The following is a 22,261-nucleotide window of genomic DNA, read 5'->3' on the forward strand; positions in this document are numbered from 1 at the left end:
ACGAGCTCATCGAGATCATGCGCTCCGTCTACCGCCGCGACCCCTGCCTGGGCCTCGGCTACGGCGTCAGCTCCTTCATCACCGCGGTCAACGTCTGGGCCGCGGGCAGCGAGGAGCAGTGCCGTCAGGTCGCCGGCCTGCTGCTGAAGAACCGCAAAGTGGCCGTCGCTCATCACGAGCTGGCGCACGGCAACGACATGGTCGGCACGGAGTTCGAGGCCATGCCCGGACCCGACGGCCGCCTCCTGCTCAACGGGCGCAAGGAGGTGGTGACCAACATCCGACGCGCCGACGCGGTCGTCATGTTCGCGCGCACCGATTGCGGCCCGGGCAGCCGGAGCCATTCGCAGATCCTGGTCGACAAGGCCCGGATCCCGGACGGCCGCATGCGCTACCTGCCCCGCTACTCCACCGTCGGCATGCGCGGGGTCCAACTCGGCGGTATGGAGTTCCAGGACTGCCCGCTGCCCGCCGACACCATGGTCGGCCCGCAGGGGCACGGACTTGAGACGGCACTGAAGTCCTTCCAGGTCACGCGCACCACGTTGGTGGCCATGTTCACCGGCATACTCGACACCGCTCTTCGCACCACTCTGCGCCATCTCGCCTCGCGCAGACTGTACGGACGGCCGGTGACCGAACTCCCCGAAGTCCACTCGGTGCTGGCCGCGACCCACGCCGACCTGCTGCTGTGCGACGCCTTCTCCACCGTCGCGGCACGGGCGATCCACCTCGCCCCGGCCGAGACCGCGATCTACTCGTCGGCCGTCAAGTTCTTCGTCTCCAAGGTCCTCATGGACGCCATGCACCGCCTCTCCACCCTTCTCGGCGCCCACTTCTACGTGCGTGAGGGCGACCACGCCATCTTCCAGAAGCTGCTGCGGGACAACCAGCTCGCGGGCTTCGGCCGCGCCGCCCGCGCGGCCTGCCAGATGCAGCTGCTTCCGCAACTCCCCCTGCTGGCACGGCGGTCCTGGCGAGGAGCCGAGGCGCTCCCGGAGGAGCTCTTCCGTCTCGACGCGGAACTGCCGCCGGTCCCCTTCGAACGCCTGGCGGTCAGCGCCGGAGGCCGTGAGAGGCTCAGCTTCTCGCTGGCGGGCGGCTTGTCCGCGGAGCCCGGAATCGGCCGCAGCCACCCAGAGATCCAGCGGGTCGGCGACCACCTCACGGCCGAACTGCGGGCACTCGCCGACGAGTGCGAGCGCCTCCCCGCCACCGAACTGACCGTCGCGGCGAGCTCCGCCACCTACGACCTCACGCACCGCTACGTGAACGTCCTGGTGGCCGCCGCGTGCGTCGGACTGTGGCGCGGAAACCAGAACCACCACGACCCGTTCCTCAAGGATCCGGCCTGGCTGGCGGCCGTCCTCGCCAGAATCCCCGTGCGGCCGGGCAGCCCGCCCGCACGGCTTCCCGGCTACCTCGAACAGCTTCTCTTCGACGAGTTGACGGAACGTCATGAATCCGCGATTGGCCTCCGTCTCGTGAGACGAAGGCTCGCCGACCGCAACCAGAGGGAGAACCGACCATGTCCGACTCCGCCGTCGGGAAGGCCGCAGCGAGTCTCTCCGAGGAGGAACTGGCGTCCTGGCTGAAGGAACGCATCGCCGGGCACGTGGAGTTGCCCGCGGACGAGATTCGCACGGACGTGGTGTTCGCGAGCTACGGACTCGACTCCGTCTACGCCTTCGTCGTCATCGCCGGGATCGAGGACCACCTCGGCATCAGAGCCTGCGCAGATAGGCGGGTGGGGTACCCGGGCAGCGAGGCGGGGACTGGTCTTTGTGATCATAGAGTTGCGACGCTCTGTGATCACTGGGGAGACCTGTGCCCGTCCTTCCAGCATGGCTGACCGACCCGCTGTGGGACCAATTCGCGGCGCTGCTGCCCGAGCGTCCCACGGTCGATCCGGCCCACCCGTTGGGGTGTCACCGGCCCCGCATCGGCGACCGGATCGTGTTCGACAAGCTACTGCAACTGCTGCGGTTCGGCTGCTCGTACCAGGCGATCGCCGACACCACCTGCTCGGCGACCACCATCCGCAACCGCCGCGACGAGTGGATCTCCCTCGGCGTCTTCGCCCGGCTCAAGCAGATCGCGCTGGAGTCCTACGACCGGATCGTCGGACTCGTGCTCGACCAGATCGCCATCGACGGCTCCATCACCAAGGCCCCCGGCGGCGGCGAGGTCGCCGGGCGCTCACCGGTCGACCGCGGCAAGCAAGGCCTCAAACGCTCGGGCATGACCGATGGTTACGGAATCCCGCTCGGCAGGGTCCTCGCCGGAGCGAACCGCCACGACTTCCCACTGCTCGCCCCGACCCTGGACTTGCTGGAGCACCTGGGACCGCTGCCCGACGACATCACCCGTGCACCTGGACGCCGGCTACGACTCGGACAAGACCCGCACTGAACTCGCTGCCCGCAACCTGCACGGCCGCATCGCGCACAAGGGCGAGAAGGCGCCGATCCAGGCCAGCGATCGGTGGCACGTCGAGCGCACCCACGCCTGGCAGAACGCCTTCCACCGCCTTGCCCGCTGCTACGAGCGTCGTGCGACCGTCGCCAACGCCTTCTTCGACCTCGCAGACACGATCATCACCGTCCGTAGCCTGATCCGCCGAGCCTGGACCACCCACCGCTGGGACGACCGCCCCAAGCGACGTCCTTGAGCCCCGTCCATCTACCCGGCCTCTTACGCGCAGACGGTTCGGCGCTGATGAGCAACCCTGGCGTGGTTCAGGCGACGCGGGTGTCGTAGGTCTCGCGGTTGGCAAGCACATCGTCCATGTGCGTCTCGGCCCAGGCCTTGAGGCCCCGCATCATCTCGTACAGCGACAGGCCGAGGTCGGTCAGCTCGTAGGAGACCGTGACCGGCACGGTCGGCACCACAGTGCGGGACACCAGGCCGTCGCGCTCCAGGGAGCGCAGCGTCTGGGTGAGCATCTTCTGGCTGACGCCGGCCAGCAGGCGCTGCAGCTCCGAGTAGCGCATCACCCGGGGCCCGCCGGCGCAGTCGGCGCCGGGCTGATGCGCACTGTCGCTGCCGAGCGCGGCCAGGATCAGCGTGACCCACTTGTCCGAGATCCGGTCGAGCAGCTTGCGGCTGGGGCAGGCCGCCACGAAGGCGTCGTACTCCACCTTGGCCTGTGCCCTTTGCTGGGCTGCCGTCATCGTCGCCATGGATCATTCCTCTCACCCGTGGGTGCCTTACGCACTTCGAAGTGCCTACTTCCCGACAAGAAGCTACGCACCAATAGTGGTGCAAGGCGCCGTCAGGCACCATCACCTGGCTCAACACGAAAGGCACACCATGGGCACCCCCTCCGCCTCGCTTCCCGGCGGCACCTGGACCCTGGGCGACCTGACCGTCACCCGGTTCGGCTACGGCGCCATGCAGCTCGCCGGCCCCTGGGTCATGGGTCCGTCTGCCGACCGCGAGGGCGCATTCGCCGTTCTCCGCGAGGCCTTCGGCCTCGGCATCACCCACATCGACACCGCCGACGCCTACGGGCCACACATCACCAACCAGCTGATCCGCGAAGCGCTGCACCCGTACTCCGACTCGCTGCACATCGTGACCAAGGTCGGGGCGACTCGCGACGAGGAGGGAGGCTGGCCCCCGGCACGCAAGCCTGAAGAGCTGCGCCGGGCCGTCACCGAGAACCTGGAGAACCTCGGCCTCGACACGCTGGACGTGGTCAACCTCCGGCTCGGCGACGCCCAGGGCCCCGTGCCCGGTTCGCTCGCGGAGGCGTTCGGGGCGCTCGTCGACCTCCAGCGGCAGGGCCTCATCCGGCACCTCGGCGTGAGCAACGCGACGGCGGAACAGGTCGCCGAAGCACGCTCGATCGCGCCGATCGTGTGCGTGCAGAACATGTACAACCTCGCCCACCGCCACGACGACGACCTGATCGACGAGCTCGCAGAGCAGGGCATCGCCTACGTGCCTTTCTTCCCCCTCGGCGGCTTCAGCCCGCTGCAGTCCTCGGCACTCACGGCCGTAGCCACCCGGTTGGACGCGACGCCCATGTCGGTCGCCCTGGCCTGGCTCCTGCAGCGGTCGCCGAACATCCTGCTGATCCCCGGCACCTCATCGGTGGCACACCTGCGCGAGAACGCCGCCGGCGCGGGACTCCCGCTGTCCGACGACGATCTCGCCGAGCTCGACAAGATCGGCCGCTAACCCTACGGCGCTCACCAGCGGCTGGGCCGGATCGACCGCGGGACGTTCGGGCAGCAGCGCCGCGAATTGGTCCCACAGCAGGTCGGTCAGCCATGCTGGAAGAACGGGCACAGGTCTCCCCAGTGATCACAGAGCGTCGCAACTCCATGATCAGGGACACCTGTGCTCGCCTCACTGCCTGGGCGCCCCACCCGCCAATCTGCGCGAGCTCTCAGTCTCGATCCCACCGTCATGTGGGACCACCCCACCCTCAACGCCCTTGTCGCGGTCATTGCCGAGGAGCTGCGGACCAGGGGCTGGCCGCCCGCCCCACCGCAGGCACGACCGGCCCGTGGACACGCGGTCCACAACAACAAGCGAAGCTCGTCCGAAGAGAACTTGGGTAGGTGTCCAGTGTCTGAGCATGGGTCGGTTCGTTTGCCTGTTTCGGCCGCGCAGATGGGTGTTTGGGTGGCCCAGCAGCTGTCCCCCGACAGCCCGCTGTACAACTGCGCGACCTGCTTCGAGATCTCCGGGCGGCTGGACGCCGAGCTCCTGACCGAGGCGGTTCGCCGCACCGTCGCGGAGACCGAGGCACTGCGTGTGCGATTCGCCGACGACGGCGACGACGGCGACGAACTGAGCCAGATCGTGGCACCGGCCGGCGACGACATCCCCGTACCCGATGCAGGCCGCCCTTGTTGACTCGCCGACCGTGCCCTGGTTCATAGTGAATCTCCAGTGGGGCCGACCGGTGCACGAGGCAGCCACTTCACAAGAGGAACGGCGCGAGCCGGGGCCTGCCCGCTGCCCGCCACCGACACGAACCACATCACGAACCCGAGAGAGGACGACGTGGTGACGAATCCGTTCGAAGACCCCGATGCCAACTACCTGGTCCTGATCAACGAGGAGAACCAGCACTCCCTCTGGCCGGTCTTCGTCGATGTGCCCGACGGCTGGACTTCGGTCTTCGGTGAGGCGGGGCGTCAGGAATGCCTCGACTCCATCGAGGAGAACTGGACCGACATGCGGCCCAAGAGCCTGATCGACGCCATGGCACAGAAGTAGCAGCCATCCCGAGCGACTTCGCACCCCGCTGTCCCGGGCGGGGTGCGAAGCCATGTTCTGCGTTCTTTCGTGACGTTTTCGCACCTGCGAGTACAGACCTGAGATGTACATCTCAGGTCTGACATGCCGGCCAATCTGCTTCTGGAGAAGGATGGGATCACACCGCATCCGATGATGCGATGGAACGCCGACCGCGTGTGGCGTCGCTCCGGCAACAGAACCCGTGCGCCCGTGCAGGCTGAAAGGCGTTTGATGAGCGGCAGGTTGACCCGTCGGCCGGATCCCTCGCGCCCTCGGCCCGGCGGCCGCCCGCGGCCGGGGCTGCGCGTGCGGTCGGTCGCGCTCGCGCTGCGCTGGGCATCCTCGCGCTGGGACTTCGTGGAAGAAGAAGTGGCGGGACTGCGCCCGTTGGTGCGGCCGGGGGCCGTCTGCCTCGACATCGGGGCCGAATACGGCCTCTACACCTGGAGCCTGTCCGCGCTGGCCGGACCGTCGGGGAAGGTGCACAGCGTCGAACCGCTGCACGGTCCCGCGCAATGGCTCAGGACCGCGGCCGCCGCTCTCGGCTGCGACAACGTCACCGTGCACCGCATGGCCCTCGGCGAGCGGGCGCACGAAGGAACGATGAGTCTGCCCCGGCGCCGTCTGCTGCCCGTCCACGGACGCGCCTACCTCACCGACGGCGCCTCGGGCCCCGGCCCCAACGTCGAATTCGCCACCGCCCGCCCCGTGACCACACCGGTGCGGACGGTGGACGGCCTCTGCCACCACATGGGCCTGGACCGGGTCGACTTCATCAAGGCCGATGTCGAAGGGGCGGAGGCGGCCGTGCTGTCCGGTGCCCGCCGTACGCTGCTGCGCCACCGGCCCGCCCTCCTGCTGGAGATCGAGGACCGCCATCTCGAGAAGTACGACATGGCGGCGGAGCACCTCGTAGGCCGGCTCGCCCGACTCGACTACGACATGTACCGCTGGCAGAACCGGGGTTGGGCGCGTGTGGCCGACGTGACCGACGACTGCCGCAACTACCTCTTCACGGCCCGCTCGACCCCACTCAGCTGAAGGATCCAACACATTCATGGGCTCCACCCTCGTCATCACCAACGACTTCCCGCCGCGCCAGGGAGGCATCGAGACCTTCGTGCACGCGATGGCGACGCGGATACCGGACGACGACGTGGTGGTCTACACGTCGCGCGAGCCGGGTGACGCCGCCTACGACGCGGCGCTCCCGTTTCCTGTCGTGCGTGACACCAGCGGCATGCTGCTGCCGACCGGGCGGGTCACCCGCAGGGCGGTCGAGATAGCCCGGGCCCACGGTTGTGACCGGGTCTGGTTCGGGGCCGCCGCACCGCTCGCCATGATGGCGCCGGCCCTGCGCCGCAGCGGCATCCGACGCATGGTGGCGACCACCCACGGCCATGAGATCTGGTGGGCCAGGACCCCCGGCGCGCGCCGGATGATGCGCCGTATCGGTGAGGGCGTGGACGTCGTCACGTACCTCGGCCAGTACACGCGCGCCCGGATCGAGCCGTCCCTCGGCCCGCGTGCGCGGATGAGCCGTCTGGTGCCGGGGGTCGACGCGCAGGTGTACCGGCCCGACGCGGGCGCCGGGCTGGACCTGCGGACCGAGCTCGGCCTGCGGGACGAGCGGGTGATCCTGTGCATGGCCCGGCTGGTCCCGCGCAAGGGCCAGGACATGCTGATCCAGGCGATGCCGCTGATCCGCCGGGAGGTGCCCGACGCGGTGCTCGTCGTGGTCGGACGGGGACCGGACGAGGCCCGGCTGCGCAAGCTGGCGCTGCGCCATGGCGAGGGGGCGGTCCGCTTCGTGGGCGGGAAGTCGCACACCGAGACGCCGGCGTACTACGCGGCGGCGGACGTCTTCGCGATGCCGTGCCGTACCCGGAAGGCGGGCCTGGAGGCGGAGGGGCTGGGGATTGTGTTCCTGGAGGCGGCGGCGAGCGGTCTGCCGGTGGTCGCCGGCGACTCGGGCGGTGCTCCGGACACGGTGCTCGACGGCCGGACCGGCCGCATCGTCGACGGCACCGACACCACGGCGATCGCCGGTGCGCTGACCCGGATACTGCTCGACGCCGACCTGGCCGCGGAGATGGGTGCCGCGGGCCGTGCATGGGCGCGGGAATCCTGGTCCTGGGACGCGTCGGCCCGCCATCTGACGCAGCTGCTGGATCCCGAGAGCGTTCCGGTGGCCGCGCCGGGTCAGGAGTAGGCCCCTGGCGGCGGCAGTGGTGCCGCGGGGAGCGGAGCGGGGCCCGGCGACCCACCGGACGGGAAGGACCGGCGGCCCGCGCCTTCTCGGGCTGCCCTCCGGCGCACGGCGCGAGCCGTAGAAGCGTGTCAGCGGGGTTCGAGGTCGAGAGCGCCCGTGTCCGCCTCCGCGTCCGTCGTTGCCTGTGGGACGAATTGGGTGTGGTAGAGGTCGGCGCAGAGGCCGCCGGTGGTGAGGAGCTGGTGGTGGGTTCCTTGTTCGCGGATGTGGCCGGCTTCGATGACGAGGATCTGATCGGCTCCGCGGATGGTGGAGAGGTGGTGGGCGATGACGAGTGAGGTGCGTCCGGTGAGGGCGTTTTTGAGGGCGTGTTGGATGGCGGCTTCGGATTCGGAGTCGAGGTGTGCGGTGGCTTCGTCGAGGATGACGAGGGGTGGGGCTTTGATGAGGATTCGGGCGAGGGCGATGCGTTGTTCTTCGCCGCCGGAGAGTCGGTGGCCGCGGTCGCCGACGACGGTGTCGAGTCCGTCGGGGAGGGCGTGGACGGTGTCCCAGATGAGTGCGGCCCGGCAGGCGTCGACGAGTTCTTGTTCGGTGGCGTCGGGGCGGGCGTATGCGAGGTTGGCGCGCAGGGTGTCGTGGAAGAGGTGGGCGTTCTGGCTGACGACGCCGACGGTGCCGCGCAGGGATTCCAGTGGACCTCGAAGACCCGGTCGAAGCTGACCAGCGCCGTCAGCACGGCTCCCTGCAGCTTCGACAGCTGGCCGACCGGTGAGTAGAGCCGCTTCAGCAAGGTCGCCATGGCCACGAGAGTGCCGAGCTCCAGCGTGCCGTCGATGGTCAGGACGCCGCCGAGGCCGTACACCAGAGCGGTCGTGAGCGCCGTCAGCAGACCCACGATGATTGCGGGTATCCGTCCGTAGACGGTTGCCAGGACGGAGATGCCGCGGACCCGGCCCGCCTTGTCCGCGAACAGGCCGGACTCGCTCTCCTGGTGACCGTGGAGCTTGGCGAGCAGGGCGCCCGACACGTTGAACCGCTCGTTCATCATCGAGCCCATTGCGGCGTCGAGTTGCATCCGCTCGCGGGTGAGCCGCTGGAGCCTGCGCGCGACGAACCTCGTGGGCAGGAGGAAGAACGGGTTGATCAGCAGTACCGCGAGGGAGATCTGCCACGACAGCCAGAACATCGCGACGAGTACGAGGACCAGGGTGAGGACGGTGGACACCGCCTGGGACAGCAGGCTCGTCATGGCATCCCTGGCCCCGATGATGTCGGTGTTGAGCCTGCTGACCAGCGAGCCGGTCTGCGCGCGGGTGAAGAAGGCCAGCGACTGCTTCCGCACGTGCGTGAACACCTTGTTGCGCAGGTCGTAGACGACCCCCTCGCCGATCCGGCCCGAGGCCTGGCCTGCAGGTACATGAGTGCCGCTTCGGCCATGGCGGCCGCGGCCACGGCCCCGCACAGCCACAGCACCGTCCCGGTCCGTCCGGGCAGAATGCCGTCGTCGGTGATCGCCTTGAGGATCAGCGGGCTCGCGGCCGTGATGACGGCCGTCGTCACCGTGGCCGTCAGCAGCAGGACCACGGGCCCTCGGTAGTGCATGGCGTACGGGAGGATCCGCCGCACCGTTCCCCGCTTGACCTGCTGGCGGGTGATCGAGCCAAGGCCCTGGGCTTCACCCCGAACCAAGTGGTCGCGGTCTACCTCACGATGGTCTCCGTGCCCGCGATCGCCGGCTGCGTGCTCGGCGCCCTGCTCGGCACCGCGCTGGCGCAACCCATCCTGAGCATCGTCTTCTCCGGGATCGAGACCGGCAGCGCCGTCCTCACCATCAGCCCCTGGGTCTCCGTCGTCAGCCTCGCGGACACCCCCGTGGTCGTCCTCCTCGCCGCGCTGATCCCCGCGCTGCGCGCGCACCGGCTGCCCGCGACGCGGGCGATCACCGCGGGCAGCGTGCCGCGGACCGGGCGCGGACTGCGCGTCCAGCGCAAGCTCGGCGGCACCCGGCTGCCGCGCTCCGTCAGCCTGGGCCTGGGCCAGCCGTTCGCCCGCCCGGGGCGCACCCTGCTGACCATGGCGGCCATCGTCCTCGGCGTCACCACCCGTGACCCTGACGACCGGCCTGACCAGCACCATGGTCGCCTACGGGGACACGGCGGCCGGCAACGGCGCCGCCCAGGTCGAGGTGCGGGCGGGATCACCCGCGAACCGTGAGACCGCGCCGAAGCTGAGCGACGCCCGGACGGAAGAGCTGCTGCGCTCCCTTCCCGGCGCGGAGCAACTGACCGCCAACGCGCTGGTCCAGGTGAATCTCGTCGGGTACACGCAGCTCACCTCCGCCTTCTTCTTCCGCGGGGACCCGCCGCCCGCCGCCTCCCGGATCGTCCAGGGGCGTTGGCCGGACGGGCCGGGCGAGGCCGTGGTCGGGCCGTCGTTCCTGAAGCAGCACGGTCTGTCGGTCGGCGACCGGATCACCCTGGCCACGGGCGGCAGGAAGGCGGCCGCGACCATCGTCGGCGAAAGCATGGACGGGGACGCCCGGGGCCTGAACGCCTCCCGGCAGACCCTGACCGAGCTCTCCCCGCACCGGAGGGCGGGCGTCTACGCGGTCACGCTCGCGCCCGGCACCGACGCCAAGGCCTACATCAAGGCCGTCAAGGCGGCCGCCCCGGGTCTCCATCCCTCGCTGGTGGAGTCCGGGAGCGGTGCGACCACGGCCATCGTCGGCTTCTCGTCGGTGTTCACCGTGCTGCTGACCGTCGTCGCCGCCCTCGGGGTCTTCAACACCGTCCTCCTGAGCGTCCGGGAGCGCCGCCGCGACCTTGGCATGCTCAAGTCGATCGGGATGACGCCACGCCAGATCGTGGCAATGACGGTGACGTCCGTGGCGGGCCTCGGAGTGGTCAGCGGGCTGGTCGGCATCCCCCTGGGGATGCTGGCGCACCGGCTCCTCGTGGACAACGTCGGCGTGGTCGTGTTCCCGGAATCCATGAAGGACGTCTGGCACGCACCGCAGCCGGCCGCGCTGGCCCTCGCGGGCGTCACGATCGCCGTCCTCGGCGCGCTGGTTCCGGCACGGTCGGCCGCGCGCCTCACCATCGCCACGGTGCTGCACAACGAATAGCCCCGTGGCCCCGAAGCGGCCGGCCCGTGGCAACCGATGTCATCCACCGTCGTCGGTCCACGGGTCGGCCATCACCCCGTGGTGGCGCCGCCGGTGTCACCCGGGAGCCGGCCCCCCGATACCGGGGGGCGCGGCAACCGCCCCACGCCATCGGCCGAGGCGCGGCATGAGGTGAACGGCGGGCCGTACGTCCGAGGGCACCGCTCAGGCCCGGAAGGCCGAGGCGAACACGGCGGGCACCCGCGCCCAGGACCGCCGCTGCGCCAGCCGGGTGAGCCGACGGCCGGTCGCGGCGGCACTCCGCGCGGTGACGAACCACGGCGGCTTGGGGAAGAGCGCGAGCTCACCTCCCGCGATCGACCTCGGGAAGGGCCGGAACGGACCTCGTACGACGGTCCGCTCCGGCGCGTCGATCAGCAGGGCGTTGTGCACGACGCCGATCCCGCTCTGGGCATCCGTGACGGTGTGACCGGGGAAGGCGCCCCACGGAGCCGTCGCGGTGAGGAAGCCCACCGCGGTCCAGGCGTTGACGGCGATCGTCCCGTAGCGCAGCGCGGTCACCGCGTCGTCGAACGCCCGGCCGAGGCGCTTCATGGTGGCCGGGTCGACGACGATGTTCGCCCCGAGGGTGCCGGCGAGGTCGCGGTTGGCGGTCTCGACGGCCCGGTTCAGGAACTCCGCGCCCGCGCCCGGCAGCGTGAGGACACCGAGCACCGGCGCGAAGTACTCGGTCGTCCCCAGCTCCGCCGCCTCCTGGCCGTCGCCGAGTTCGACCAGCAGGCGTGATCCTTCGGCGCCCTGCCACTCGGCCCCCGGATGGTGGCGCGCCGCGTCCGCGAGCCGTTCCGCGCTGCCCGGGTACCAGGCGGGCCGGGCCGGGGCGGTCCGCAGGGCCTCGCGGAGCAGACCGAGGAAGGCCTCGCGCTGCGGCCAGTCGCCGCTGACCACGACCACCTGCGAGGCGATGCAGTTGTGGCCGCTGTTGTGCAGGCGCTGGGTCGCGATGTGCTCGGCCTGGTAGCGGAGGTCGGCGGCGCTCCAGACACCCGGGACCACGATGACGGGGGAGACGCCGCCGAGTTCGCTGGTCATCGGCTTGTCGAGGAGCGGGGTGCCGGCGGCCTTGCGGGCGCGGCCCTTCGCACCCGGGCCGAAGGCGACGATGTCGTGAGTGGCGAGGCTGCCGGTGATGTGGACGTGTGCGACGCCCGGATGGCGGGCGAGATATTCGCCGACATCGCCACCGCCGGGGACGATGCGCACGACGCCGTGCTCGATCAGCGGGGCGAGAACACGCCGGTAGACCGGCTCCAGGTCCCCCAGGACGGGGTTGAGCTTCAGCACGACGACACGGTTGTGCGCGATCAGTTCGTACAGCACGTCGAGCGGTGCGATGGAGGTGACGTTGCCCGCGCCCAGCACGAGACCGATGCCCGTGGTGTGCTCGGGCCGCCGTGCGCCGAGACCCGCGTGGCGCCGCACGGTGTCCGCGTCGACCCCCGGCCGCATCCACACCTCGGCGCTGAAGCCGTTCAGGAGCAGGCGGTCGTAGGCGCCGAGCGGGAGCACGGGGACGCTCACCCGTCCGCCCGGCGCGCGCCCGAGCTTCGCGGCGTCGAGCGGGCCGCGCCCCGAGGCGAGTGTCCGGAGCGTGCGGACGAGCGCCTCCAGGGAGGTCAGCAGCGCGTAGGGGCCGGAGAGCCACTCCTCACCGGCGAGCGGGGATCCGTCCGGCAGGAGCTTGATCCGGCTCGCCGTCCGCACCCAGTTCTCGGCCTCGGCGGAGACCGCGGCATGGACCCGGGCGAGGAGGGCGGCCCGTTCGGCCGACGAGGTCGCCGCCCAGCGCAGCTCGCCCTCCGCGAGCTCGGAGAGCACCGCGTCGAGTTCGGGCATCCTCCGGGTGTTGCCTGCGGGGGCTGCAGCGGTCATGGTGATCTCCCTGGATCGCGACCACACGGACGGGCGCCGTGCTGTGGAATTGGTCCCCGGCACAAGGGCCCCGGGCCACACCAAGATGACGGATACCAGAGCCCCTTGCTATGGGCGGGCATCGCGAGTTCCCTCGAACTGCTTTGTGCGGCAGCACAATTGAGGTGAGGAGGGCGAGTACCTTTGCGAGATGCGTGACACCACGGGCTGCGAACACGTCTTCGCCGAGATCCTCGCCTCGATCGGTGAACTCACCGAGGTGACGGTCCGCAAGATCACCGAGGACGAGTCCTTCTATACGCGCAGCCGGCTCCCCGCGGACCTGCTCCGTGACATCGTCCACGCCAACATCGAGGCCCTCCTGCGCATGGAGACCGGCGGCCCGGACCTCGGCGACGAGTCGGCCCGCCGGGCCGGGCGGATCAAGGCCGAGCACGGCATCCCGCTCCCCGCGCTGCTGCACGCCTTCCGGCTCGGCGGACTGGAGATCTGGGAGTGGGCGATCGCCCGCGCCACGACCGGCGAGCAGTCCGCCGCGCTGCTGCGCCGCTCGTCGCACTTCTGGGGCGTGCTCGACCGCTTCTCCACGGCCGCGACCGAGGCGTACCGGCAGGTCGCCGACGACCGGGAACGCCAGGAGCGGGTGTCGCGGCGGGTCACACTGCTCAGCGTCTTCGAGGGAGCGAACGGTGTCCGGTTCGGGAGCGCCGCAGGCATCCAGCGCGCCCTGGGCCTGCCGGAACGGGCGTCGTACCGCGTGGTGGCGGGCGAGGTCGGGCGCAATGGCGAGGACCCGCTGCCCGGCATCACCGCCCGGCTGGCGAGCGCCGATGTGGCATCCGTCTGGACCACCGAACTGGGCGAGCGGCTGGGCCTGGTCGCCCCGACCGGTGACACCGAGTCCGCCGCGGCGCTGCGGGTCGTGAAGCGGGCGGCGACTTCGCGGGTGGGGGTGAGCCGGCCGTTCACCGTCCTCGCCGCCGCGCCGGAGGCGGTACGTCAGGCGCGCATCGCCCTGGAGTGCGTGGCCCCGGCCGGTGTGGGTGTCCACTGCTACGGCGCCGCGCCGATCGACACCCTCGTCGCGGCGCACGCCGAGTCCGCGGCCGAGCTCAGCGAGAGCGTGCTGGGGCCACTGCTGTCCGGCGAGGGCGGCGATGCCGCTCTGCTCGACACCCTCGACGCATGGTTCGCCGCGGACGGTTCGACCGCCGAGGCGGCACGGCGGCTCCACTGCCACCGCAACACGGTGCTGTACCGGATCACCCGCATCGCGGAGCTGACCGGCCGCGCCCCGACGCGGCCGGTGGACGCCGCGGAGCTCTATGTCGCCCTGCGGGCGCGGCGGCTCGCGGGCGACGGGCGGTAGCGCCGCGTACGGAGACCGGTCACCGCTCCCGCCGCCGGTCCGGGCGCGCGGCAGTCCGGGAATCCGGTCCTGGCCGGGCGGACCCGCGCGGACCGGGACCGGACCTGGCGCCGGCGTCCCGGCGGTCGGCGGCGTCGCCGCGGATGACTCCGCCCGTCGGGGCGAGCGGAACGCCGGGCCCCGGCACGCGCGGTTCCTTGATGCGGCGGGGGTCGCCGAACGTGCCGGCCGGAAGGACCTTCACCGCGTCGGCGCCGTGCCGGTACACCCTGTCGATCCCGGTCGGTGCCGGCGCTTCCGCGGGCCGTGGGCCGTGGTGGCGCCGGCGTCCCGGCGGTGGCCGGAGTCTCCGGGCGCGGCGGCAGAAGTCAGGAACGCGGTCCGCGGGGCTGCTCGCCCTGGGCTGCGTCCTGCTCCTTCTGCTCCTTCTTCTCCTTGATGCGCACCGCTTCCTTCCGGACCTCGGCCTGGGTGGTGCGCTCCTGCTGCAACCAGTCGGGGCTTTCGTTCTTCAGCGCTTCGATCTGCTCCGTGGTGAGCGCGTCCGTGATTCCGCCACGGGCGAGACCCGAGATGGAAATGCCCAGCTTCGCCGCGACCACCGGCCGGGGGTGCGGGCCGTTGCGTCGCAGCTCCCGCAGCCACTCGGGCGGATCGGACTGCAGTGCGTTCAGCTCGGTGCGCGAGACGACACCCTCCTGGAACTCGGCGGGGGTGGCCTCTAGGTACACACCCAGCTTCTTTGCCGCGGTCGCGGGCTTCATCGTCTGGGCGGTCTTGTGCGACGTCATGGGGTCAAGGGTATCGAGCATGTGCGCTACCTCTGACCAGGGCCGGTAACCTGGCGGAGTGACAAGCTCGGAAGAAACCCCGTCGTTCCGGCTCGCCTACGTCCCGGGGGTGACGCCCACCAAGTGGGTGCGGATCTGGAACGAGCGGCTGCCCGACGTCCCCCTGACCCTCATCGGGGTGTCGGCCGCCGAGGCGCCCGACGTGCTGCGGGGCGGCGGCGCCGACGCGGGTCTCGTGCGGCTGCCGATCGACCGGACGGGCCTCAGCGCGATTCCCCTCTACACCGAGACGACGGTCGTCGTGATCCCGAAGGACCATGTCGTCGCCTCGGCCGACGAGGTCTCCGCCGGGGATCTCGCCGACGACATCGTGCTCCATCCGCTCGACGACACCCTCGAATGGGAGCAGCGGCCGGGACGGCCCGCGATCGAGCGTCCCGCCACGACGGCGGACGCCGTCGAGCTGGTGGCGGCAGGTGTGGGCCTCCTCGTCGTCCCGCAGTCGCTCGCCCGCCTGCACCACCGCAAGGACCTCACATACCGGCCGGTTTCGGACGCCCCCGAGTCGGGCGTCGCGCTGTCGTGGCTGGAGGACGAGACCACGGACCTGGTGGAGGACTTCATCGGGATCGTCCGGGGCCGGACCGTCAACAGTTCACGGGGCCGCCCCAAGACCCCGGCACAGCCGAAGGCCAAGCGTCCCGATGCGGGCGCCGCACGGCGCAAGCCCGCCGCCGGGAAGGCGGCCGGCAAGTCGTCCGGGAAGGGCGCGCGGAGCGGTTCCGGCAGCGTCAGGGGCGGCAAGCGCGGAAAGCCCCGCCGACGGTCGTAGCCACGGGCCTCCCGCGCCGTCCGCGGACCGTCATCGCCGACGTCGCACCTTCGGTTCCGGCACGAGACGCACGGCCCCGTTGAGCAGATGGTCGATCAGATCGTGCGAGGGCTTGTCCGTGAGGTTGGTGAGCAGCCGGGCCAGGGTGTCGAGCAGGAACGGCGATCCCATGACGTAGCGGTTGAGGACCGGCTGGAAGCCCGAGCGACTGAAGACGAGGTCGGCGGCCGTGTTCCCGAGCCGGTAGTAGCGTCCCCAGCGGCGGTTCATCTCGACGGGGTAGCCGCGCAGCACCTGCTCCCGCCGGGGCCCCCGGGGGAGAGCGAGGGCGAGCGTGGCGGTCTCGGCCGCGACCTCACCGGCTTCCATGGCCTGGCTGATGCCCTCGCCGTTCCAGGGGCTGATCATGCCTCCGGAGTCGCCGACGAGGAGGAGTCCCCGGGCGTACAGGGGGTGGCGGTTGAAGCCCAGCGGGAGAGCCGCGCTCCGGACGGGGCCCTCGGCGTTCTCCTCGCGCAGTCCCCATGCCTCCGGGGTACGGGCCAGCCACTCGTCCAGCGTGGCGCGCAGGTCCGCCTTTCCGTGCCGTCGGTGGGGCAGCGCACCGAGACCGACGTTGACGCGGCCGTCGCCCATGGGAAAGATCCAGCCGTATCCGGGCAGGTAGTGACGGCTGCCCGGGAAACGGAGGTCGGCCCACAGCTCCAGGTACTCCTCCCGGGAACGTTCCGGGCTGTGGTAGTAGCGGCGGGCGGCCGTCGCGATCTGCCTCTTCGTGTCCCGTTGCAGGCCCATCGCGAGTGCGAGGCGGGCGGAGGCGCCGTCGGCGGCGACGACGACCGGTGCGTGGAAGGCAAGTGGTTCCTTCGCTTCGCCCGTGGCGGCGACGCCGGTGATACGGCCGGCGCGGTCGGTCAGGGGCCGGGTCACCTTCACGCCGCTGCGCAGCCGGGCTCCGGCGGCGACGGCGTGCCGGGCCAGGATGTCGTCGAAGTCGTGCCGGCTGCGCGAGAGGCCGAAATCCGGATAGCCCCCGAGCGCGGGCCAGTCGATGTGCACCTGATGGTTCCCGGCCACCCATCGCATCCCGCGCGAGCGCGTCCACCCCGGAGCCTCGATGTCGACGCCCATCCTGATGAGCTGGTGCACGGCCCGTGGAGTCAAGCCGTCCCCGCACACCTTCTCCCGAGGGAAGCGGGACTTCTCCAGGAGCAGGACATCGACGCCCGCCCTGGCGAGGTGGAAGGCCGTGGCCGAGCCCGCCGGCCCCGCGCCCACCACGATCACCTGGGCTTCCTCGTCCGGGCCGTGCACGGCCGGATCGTCCGACGGAGACCGGTCGTCCGACGGAGACCGGTCCGGAGTCGTTTCCCGCATCGGGAACCCCTTCCTGTTCCTGGGACAGCGGGTGCCGTACCGAGGACGGCGGCCCTGGGCCTCATCATCGATCAAGGAGAGCCGGTACGGAACCAGGCCTGGGCGCCCCGTGTCCGCCTGACGCGTGGTCAATCACCATGTGCTGGACCCCGGGTGCGATGCCGGGTGCGCCGGGTTCGAGATGCGACAGTGCTGAAATCACGACAATTTACCCTTGCTGACCAGCTGCTCGGTTGAAGGGACACTCTGATGGAGCATCGTCCGGCGTGTCGAGGACGTCCTCGTGATCTCGAATCCCCGGTGAGGGCACCGGTGCTCCCTCCCGGACCGTCCGGTCCCGCCCGGAGCACCGACCGTGCTGCTGTACTGCCACTACCGCGGAGCTGAGCGGGGACGAAACCGCCGGCGGTCCTGTGCCCGCGCCTACGACTCCAGGTAGCGCAGGACCGCCAGCACGCGTCTGCTGTATCCCGTGGTCCGTGCCAGATCGAGCTTTTCGAAGATGGAGTTGAGGTGCTTCTCCACCGAACTGAGCGAGATGTGCAGGTGCTGTGCGATGGCCGTGTTGGTGCGGCCCTGCGCCAGCTCCTCCAGGACATCGCGCTCCCGGGGCGTCAGCCTGGCCAGCGGGTCGACGTGCGTGCTCCGGACCACCAACTGCCGTACGACTTCGGCATCGATGGCCGCACCACCCGCGTGGATCCGCTCCAGCGAGTCCAGGAACTCGTCGACCTGCGCCACCCGGTCCTTGAGCAGATAGCCGACCCGCTCGGCGTTCGCGGACAGCAGCCGGACCGCGTAGTTGCGCTCCACGTGCTGGGAGAGCACCAGCACGCCGACCAGGGGCAGGCGCTCGCGGATCTCCAGCGCGGCCCGCAGCCCCTCGTCGGTGTGGGTGGGCGGCATCCGGATGTCGACGACGACGAGGTCCGGCGGGTCCGCCTCGACCGCCCGGACGAGCGACGTCCCGTCACCCACGGCGGCGAGCACCTCATGCCCCTCCTCGGCGAGCAGACGGACCAGGCCTTCCCTGAGCAGGGTCGAGTCCTCGGCGAGCATTACGCGCACAGCAACTCCGCGATGATGGTGGTGGGTCCCCCGGAAGGGCTGTCGATGTGCAGGCGGCCGTCGAGCGCGTCCACCCGGCTGCGCAGCCCGGCCAGTCCGCTGCCCGCGGGATCCGCGCCACCGCCGCCGTTGTCCCGGACGCACAGTGACACCCCCCTGCCGTCGCCCTTGACGCTGACGGAGATCTGGGTGGCACCGGAGTGCTTGGCCGCGTTGGTCACGGCCTCCGACACCACGAAGTAGGCGGCCGTCTCCACGTTCCGGGGCAACGGCAGCGGCAGATCGAACTCGATGTGCAGGGGGATGGCGCAGCGCTGGGCCACCCCGCCGAGCGCCTCTTCCAGGCCCAGGTTGTCGAGCGCCGACGGATAGACGCGCCAGGCCACTTCCCGCAGTTCGGTGAGGACCTCCTGGGACTCCTGGTGCGCCTGCTGGAGCAGCAGACCGGCCTGCTCGGGCGTACGGTTGCGGCGGGCCCGGCCCAGCAGCATGGCCAGTGCCACGAGCCGTTGCTGCACGCCGTCGTGCAGATCGCGCTCGATGCGCCTGCGCTCCGCGTCGACGGCCCGGAGGACCTCGGCACGGCTGGCGGCCAGTTCCGCGATGCGCCGTTCCAGCAACTCCCGCTCGGAGGGGCCGAAATGCTCGCGTGCCAGCCGCGCGTCGAGGGCACCCAGGGAGTAGAGCCCCTGGAGGTTGAGGAAGAGAAGGACACCGCCGAGGACCCCTTGGGTCAGCAGGGTCTGCCAGCTCGTGGTGGCGCGGGCCACCCCGACGGCCAGCAGTCCGGCCAGGACGGCCCCGCATGCCAGGAACGCGGCCACGACACCGAGCAGCATGCCCGCGCACGTGCGGACGGCGAGGTAGCGGAGGACTTCCGGGTCGGACGCCCGGTGCTCGGGGAACAGGTCGCCGAAGAAGGCCCTGCGGCGCCTGCGCTCCAGCTCCGTGAGCCGACGGGCTCCGGCACTCAGCACGGCGAGGGAGCGCCGGCGCGTGCGGGGCCACAGGACGAACGGGCCCGACAGCACCCCCGGCACGACGAAATACAGCAGCCCGAGCAGAGCGGTGCAGCAGCCGAGAAGGGCGCCGACGGCTCTGCGGTGCCAGGGGGACCTGTGCACCACCGGTACGCCCCCTTCCACGGACTCCTGGCCGAACGGTTCCGGACGACGACCGGTCGCACTGTCCGCGGAGTCCCCCTGCACGGACGCCGAGGCTAGCCGCACGCCGTGGACACGGCAAGATCGTTCCTGACGGGCGGGGGAGACCGGACGGGTGGAGGACGGTGGCCGAAGGCTCATGACGTACGACGGTGCTGACCCCGGGAACGGGAGCGCAACCGCAGGCCCACGTACCCGGCGGCGGCGACCAGGACCAGGACGACGACGGCCTTGGAGAGGACCCCGACATACGTCTCCACCAGGTTCCACCGGTCGCCGAGCCAGTACCCGGCCATCACCAGCACCGTGTTCCACAGCAGGCTGCCCAGAGCCGTCAGGGTCACGAAGAGCGGCAGTGACATGCGCTCCACGCCGGCCGGCACGGAGATGAGACTCCGGAAGACCGGCACCATCCGCCCGAGGAGGACGGCCTTGGTGCCGTGCTCGGCGAACCACTGCTCCGTACGCTCCAGATCGGAACTCCTGACCAGCGGCAGCTTCGCCCAGATCGCATGCATGCGGTCGCGGCCGAAGAGCATGCCGATCCAGTACAGGGCGATCGCGCCCACCACCGAACCGAGCGTGGTCCAGAAGAGCGCGGAGGCCAGGCTGATGACGCCCTGCCCCGCCGCGAACCCGGTCAGCGGGAGAATGACCTCGCTGGGCAGTGGCGGAAAGAGATTCTCCAGCGCGATGGCGAGGCCGGCTCCCGGGCCTCCCATGGTGCCGACGAGATCGGCGGCCCAGCCCGCGACACCGCCCGCGGGTTCCTGGGGGAGGCCCAGAATGACGAAATCCATGAACTGGCTCCTGGCCGGTGGGGGAGGGGCGCGCGAAGTCCGTCGCGCCTCACCGGCAACGCTAGAAAGCTGCGACCGGCGGCGGTACGAGGAACGCCGCCGAACCGGATGGGGCAATCCGCACCCGCCACCCTGCGGTTTTCCTCAATTCCCGGACCCCGCGCCGGTCGTACCGGCACCGGTCGCGTCACGTCGGCGCGCGGACGATCCGGACCCGGCCCGGGTCGAAGGCCGTCTCCCTGCCGACCGGGCCGGTGAAGGAGGTCGTGGAATCGGCCCTGCGCCGCGGCCGGCCGATGTCGTATTCCTCGCCGCCCCGCACCATGGGCGCGGGGCCGGATCCCGCGGCGGTCAGTGGGTCGACCGGCGCCGCGCCGATGGCCGGGAGGAGCTCGGCGAGGGCGCCGGAGGAGGCGAGCGCCGGCCGAACCGGCGGGGCGGCTCCGGGTCCGCCTCTTCGACGCCGCGCTCCGGACGGATCGCCGGTCGCGGCGGCGGGCTCAGTACGGCAGCGGGCGGCCGGACGGGGTCCGCAGGTCGAGCGGCCGTGGCCGCGACGGCAGCTGGGGGCGTCGAACGATCCTGATGCGGCCCACTGCCACCACCTCCTGGCGATTACCCGTCATATGCCCGGTGAGCCGTGCCTTCATGCGCATTCGGTCCGCCCAACCGGTGGACGGGGAAGGGGTGTTGGGCGATCGGGGCCGCGGGGCGTGGCAACTTCCGGCAGGGCGCGGGAAGGCGCCATCTTCCCGCCGCACCGGGGACAGCGCACACACACGCTCGCTATTCTCCCGGCTATGAGCCATGAGCACGGCACGGGTGGGGGATCCGGTGGGGCTCCGCGGAGTTCCGGGTGACCGAGGGCATGGGCCCGCTGCCGGACGTCCGTACCGCAGAGGTGTGGAGAGCCTTCGGGACCCGGCTGCGCCAGTGGCGCAGGCGCGCCGGGCTCACCCAGGCCCAGGTGGGTGCCCGCGTCGGATACGACCACACCGCCATCAGCAAACTGGAGCACGGCACCCGGAAGGCACCGCTGCCGCTCGCCCGCAGGCTGGACGACCTGCTGACGGCCGGCGGCGACCTCCTCGACGCCTGCGAGGCGGCCGAGGCCGAAGGGCCGGGCGGTACGGGCGAGGAGAGCGGGGCCGTACGTCCCACGACGACCGCCGCACGGACGGGACCCCTGCCAGGGGAACCCGCGGGCGGCGCCCTGCTCTCCATGCTGCCGCCGGACACCGTCCTGCCCACGGGCCTGCCCACCTACGGGCTGATGTGCCCGGCGCACGGCCGTGACGGCTGCACCGTCCCGGCGCTGGCCGACGTCATCGCCCTGCACTCCGCCTTCTGCGCCCTGGGCCCTGCCACCGTCCCGTGCCCGCCGCTGGACATCGACACGGTGCACGCCCTGACGGCGCTGCTCGCCGTCTGCCTGCGCGCCGACGAGGAGCGCGCCTGGCCGGGGGCGACCGTCGTGGTCGAGCGCACCCTGCACGCGATGCTCCGCTGGATGGCCCTGCCCGCGGCTCCGTACCAACGCCAACTCGCCCCACTGGCAGCGGAGTACGCGCAGTCGGCCGGCTGCCTTCGGTTGCTGTGGGGCCGCAACGCGACCGCGATGGCCTGGCTGGACCGGTCGTTGGGCTGGGCGGGCCTGGCCGGTCACGTCGGAACCGAGGTGGCCGCGCTCAGCGACATGAGCACACTGGCACGGCTGGAGGGCGACAGCCCCTCCGCCCTCGCCTACGGCGGGGCGATCCGGCAGGCGGCCGCCGGCCGGTACTGGGCGGGCGCCATGAGCGATCTGTACCAGGCGCGCGGGCATGCGGTACGCGGCGACGTCCGGCAGACCCTGCGCCATATCGACCGTGCCTGGTCGCAGATGGACCGGGCCGGTGAGCAGGACGAGACGGAGGCGCCCTGGCTGTCCGTTGCCTCCGTGCGCCTGCGGGTGGAGTCCGGGGCCGCCGGGGCGCTGCGGGATCTCGCCGCCGCGACCGGGGACCGCCGGCTGGCACTGCGCGCGGTCACGGCGACCCGTACCGCACTGGATCTGCTTCCGCCCGGGATGCACTCGGCACGGATGCTGTTCCTGGTGCGGATGGCCGATGCCCATGCCTGCGCCCACGACCCCCAGGCGGCGATCGCCATCGCCGGACCCGTACTGGACACCACCGAGGTGACCGCCTCGACGCTGCTGGGCCAGGAACTGCGCGGCCTGCACGGCAGGTTGGCGGCGGGGTACGGCGGCGGGCCGGAGACCGACGACTTCACCCGTCGGCTGGCAGCCGTCGTACGCTGACACAGCGGAGGCGGGGCGTGTGTGCGTACACG

21 protein-coding genes and 4 pseudogenes are annotated in these 22,261 nt (G+C 71.3%); 15 read left to right on the forward strand and 10 right to left on the reverse strand.

From position 1 onward, the window contains the following. Positions 1-17: 17 nt before the first annotated feature. The 3 genes and pseudogenes from ACIOMQ_RS28745 (at position 18) to ACIOMQ_RS28755 (ending at position 2,671) form a co-directional block, all read left to right on the forward strand. Complete coding sequence (locus ACIOMQ_RS28745; protein ID WP_402190985.1) at positions 18-1,595, forward strand: acyl-CoA dehydrogenase; 1,578 nt, start codon at positions 18-20, stop codon at positions 1,593-1,595. Continuing rightward, complete coding sequence (locus ACIOMQ_RS28750; protein WP_401757593.1) at positions 1,529-1,852, forward strand: acyl carrier protein; 324 nt, start codon at positions 1,529-1,531, stop codon at positions 1,850-1,852. The genes ACIOMQ_RS28745 and ACIOMQ_RS28750 overlap by 67 nt, the downstream gene beginning before the upstream one ends. Further along, positions 1,828-2,671, forward strand: a pseudogene (locus ACIOMQ_RS28755) (IS5 family transposase). Before ACIOMQ_RS28750 ends, ACIOMQ_RS28755 begins: the two are co-directional and overlap by 25 nt. A 67-nt stretch (positions 2,672-2,738) precedes the next feature. Here ACIOMQ_RS28755 and ACIOMQ_RS28760 read toward each other — a convergent pair. Beyond that, positions 2,739-3,182 carry a helix-turn-helix domain-containing protein gene (locus tag ACIOMQ_RS28760; protein ID WP_306092228.1) on the reverse strand — a complete coding sequence of 148 codons (444 nt, stop codon included), beginning with the start codon at positions 3,180-3,182 and terminating at the stop codon, positions 2,739-2,741. 130 nt (positions 3,183-3,312) lie between these two features. Here ACIOMQ_RS28760 and ACIOMQ_RS28765 point away from each other — a divergent pair, with 130 nt between their 5' ends. Next, positions 3,313-4,185 (forward strand): aldo/keto reductase family oxidoreductase, encoded by an 873-nt coding sequence (locus ACIOMQ_RS28765; protein WP_402190987.1) that lies wholly within the window; start codon positions 3,313-3,315, stop codon positions 4,183-4,185. A gap of 15 nt (positions 4,186-4,200) precedes the next feature. Here ACIOMQ_RS28765 and ACIOMQ_RS28770 read toward each other — a convergent pair. Beyond that, positions 4,201-4,296, reverse strand: a pseudogene (locus ACIOMQ_RS28770) (IS5/IS1182 family transposase); the annotation flags it as partial. A gap of 120 nt (positions 4,297-4,416) precedes the next feature. On the opposite strand from ACIOMQ_RS28770, the gene ACIOMQ_RS28775 reads away from it, so the two are divergent. From ACIOMQ_RS28775 to ACIOMQ_RS28795, 5 genes are all read left to right on the forward strand, one after another. Continuing rightward, positions 4,417-4,869: a condensation domain-containing protein gene (locus tag ACIOMQ_RS28775; protein ID WP_402190990.1), complete on the forward strand. Its 453-nt coding sequence runs from the start codon at positions 4,417-4,419 to the stop codon at positions 4,867-4,869. A gap of 153 nt (positions 4,870-5,022) precedes the next feature. Beyond that, positions 5,023-5,235: an MbtH family protein gene (locus ACIOMQ_RS28780; RefSeq protein WP_362206609.1), complete on the forward strand. Its 213-nt coding sequence runs from the start codon at positions 5,023-5,025 to the stop codon at positions 5,233-5,235. A gap of 327 nt (positions 5,236-5,562) precedes the next feature. After that, positions 5,563-6,297, forward strand: coding sequence for an FkbM family methyltransferase (locus ACIOMQ_RS28785; RefSeq protein WP_401757598.1), 735 nt, complete (start codon positions 5,563-5,565; stop codon positions 6,295-6,297). A gap of 16 nt (positions 6,298-6,313) precedes the next feature. After that, the gene (locus ACIOMQ_RS28790) at positions 6,314-7,468 is read left to right on the forward strand and encodes a glycosyltransferase family 4 protein (protein WP_402190994.1); all 1,155 of its coding nucleotides are present in this window, start codon (positions 6,314-6,316) and stop codon (positions 7,466-7,468) included. 125 nt (positions 7,469-7,593) lie between these two features. After that, positions 7,594-7,806, forward strand: a complete 213-nt coding sequence (locus tag ACIOMQ_RS28795) for a hypothetical protein (RefSeq protein ID WP_402191043.1) — start codon at positions 7,594-7,596, stop codon at positions 7,804-7,806. 126 nt (positions 7,807-7,932) lie between these two features. Here ACIOMQ_RS28795 and ACIOMQ_RS28800 read toward each other — a convergent pair. Then, a pseudogene (locus ACIOMQ_RS28800) lies at positions 7,933-8,163 on the reverse strand (ABC transporter ATP-binding protein); the annotation flags it as partial. A 143-nt stretch (positions 8,164-8,306) separates the two neighbouring features. Further along, a pseudogene (locus ACIOMQ_RS28805) lies at positions 8,307-8,939 on the reverse strand (ABC transporter transmembrane domain-containing protein); the annotation flags it as partial. On the opposite strand from ACIOMQ_RS28805, the gene ACIOMQ_RS28810 reads away from it, so the two are divergent. The 3 genes from ACIOMQ_RS28810 to ACIOMQ_RS28820 are packed head-to-tail and all read left to right on the forward strand — an operon-like array spanning position 8,889 to position 10,595. After that, complete coding sequence (locus ACIOMQ_RS28810) at positions 8,889-9,068, forward strand: hypothetical protein (RefSeq protein WP_402190997.1); 180 nt, start codon at positions 8,889-8,891, stop codon at positions 9,066-9,068. The pseudogene ACIOMQ_RS28805 and the gene ACIOMQ_RS28810 overlap by 51 nt on opposite strands. Then, a complete protein-coding gene (locus tag ACIOMQ_RS28815; protein ID WP_401943630.1) occupies positions 9,068-9,685 on the forward strand; it encodes an FtsX-like permease family protein in 618 nt (205 codons plus the stop codon). The genes ACIOMQ_RS28810 and ACIOMQ_RS28815 overlap by 1 nt, the downstream gene beginning before the upstream one ends. Beyond that, entirely contained in the window at positions 9,576-10,595 is a 1,020-nt protein-coding gene (locus ACIOMQ_RS28820; protein WP_402191000.1) for an ABC transporter permease, read from the forward strand. Before ACIOMQ_RS28815 ends, ACIOMQ_RS28820 begins: the two co-directional genes overlap by 110 nt. Positions 10,596-10,799: 204 nt before the next feature. On the opposite strand, the gene ACIOMQ_RS28825 is transcribed toward ACIOMQ_RS28820, so the two are convergent. After that, positions 10,800-12,527, reverse strand: a complete 1,728-nt coding sequence (locus ACIOMQ_RS28825) for an aldehyde dehydrogenase family protein (protein ID WP_402191002.1) — start codon at positions 12,525-12,527, stop codon at positions 10,800-10,802. A 190-nt stretch (positions 12,528-12,717) separates the two neighbouring features. On the opposite strand from ACIOMQ_RS28825, the gene ACIOMQ_RS28830 reads away from it, so the two are divergent. Next, entirely contained in the window at positions 12,718-13,896 is a 1,179-nt protein-coding gene (locus ACIOMQ_RS28830; RefSeq protein WP_362206614.1) for a helix-turn-helix domain-containing protein, read from the forward strand. Between the two features lie 368 nt (positions 13,897-14,264). On the opposite strand, the gene ACIOMQ_RS28835 is transcribed toward ACIOMQ_RS28830, so the two are convergent. Beyond that, complete coding sequence (locus tag ACIOMQ_RS28835) at positions 14,265-14,687, reverse strand: DUF5997 family protein (protein WP_362206615.1); 423 nt, start codon at positions 14,685-14,687, stop codon at positions 14,265-14,267. 58 nt (positions 14,688-14,745) lie between these two features. Here ACIOMQ_RS28835 and ACIOMQ_RS28840 point away from each other — a divergent pair, with 58 nt between their 5' ends. Further along, the gene (locus ACIOMQ_RS28840; RefSeq protein ID WP_401267077.1) at positions 14,746-15,519 is read left to right on the forward strand and encodes a LysR family substrate-binding domain-containing protein; all 774 of its coding nucleotides are present in this window, start codon (positions 14,746-14,748) and stop codon (positions 15,517-15,519) included. Between the two features lie 30 nt (positions 15,520-15,549). Here the strand turns inward: ACIOMQ_RS28840 and ACIOMQ_RS28845 are convergent, their stop codons facing one another. From ACIOMQ_RS28845 to ACIOMQ_RS28860, 4 genes are all read right to left on the reverse strand, one after another. Further along, the gene (locus ACIOMQ_RS28845; protein WP_401267080.1) at positions 15,550-16,896 is read right to left on the reverse strand and encodes a geranylgeranyl reductase family protein; all 1,347 of its coding nucleotides are present in this window, start codon (positions 16,894-16,896) and stop codon (positions 15,550-15,552) included. 423 nt (positions 16,897-17,319) lie between these two features. Then, entirely contained in the window at positions 17,320-17,955 is a 636-nt protein-coding gene (locus ACIOMQ_RS28850) for a response regulator transcription factor (protein ID WP_362206658.1), read from the reverse strand. Then, entirely contained in the window at positions 17,955-19,091 is a 1,137-nt protein-coding gene (locus tag ACIOMQ_RS28855) for a sensor histidine kinase (protein WP_402191005.1), read from the reverse strand. Before ACIOMQ_RS28855 ends, ACIOMQ_RS28850 begins: the two co-directional genes overlap by 1 nt. Positions 19,092-19,264: 173 nt before the next feature. Continuing rightward, positions 19,265-19,927, reverse strand: coding sequence for a DedA family protein (locus ACIOMQ_RS28860; RefSeq protein ID WP_402191008.1), 663 nt, complete (start codon positions 19,925-19,927; stop codon positions 19,265-19,267). Between the two features lie 856 nt (positions 19,928-20,783). Here ACIOMQ_RS28860 and ACIOMQ_RS28865 point away from each other — a divergent pair. Continuing rightward, positions 20,784-22,229 carry a helix-turn-helix domain-containing protein gene (locus ACIOMQ_RS28865; RefSeq protein ID WP_402191011.1) on the forward strand — a complete coding sequence of 482 codons (1,446 nt, stop codon included), beginning with the start codon at positions 20,784-20,786 and terminating at the stop codon, positions 22,227-22,229. Positions 22,230-22,261 lie beyond the last annotated feature (32 nt).

The organism is Streptomyces sp. NPDC087845 (genome assembly GCF_044742755.1).
GTDB lineage: Bacteria > Actinomycetota > Actinomycetes > Streptomycetales > Streptomycetaceae > Streptomyces.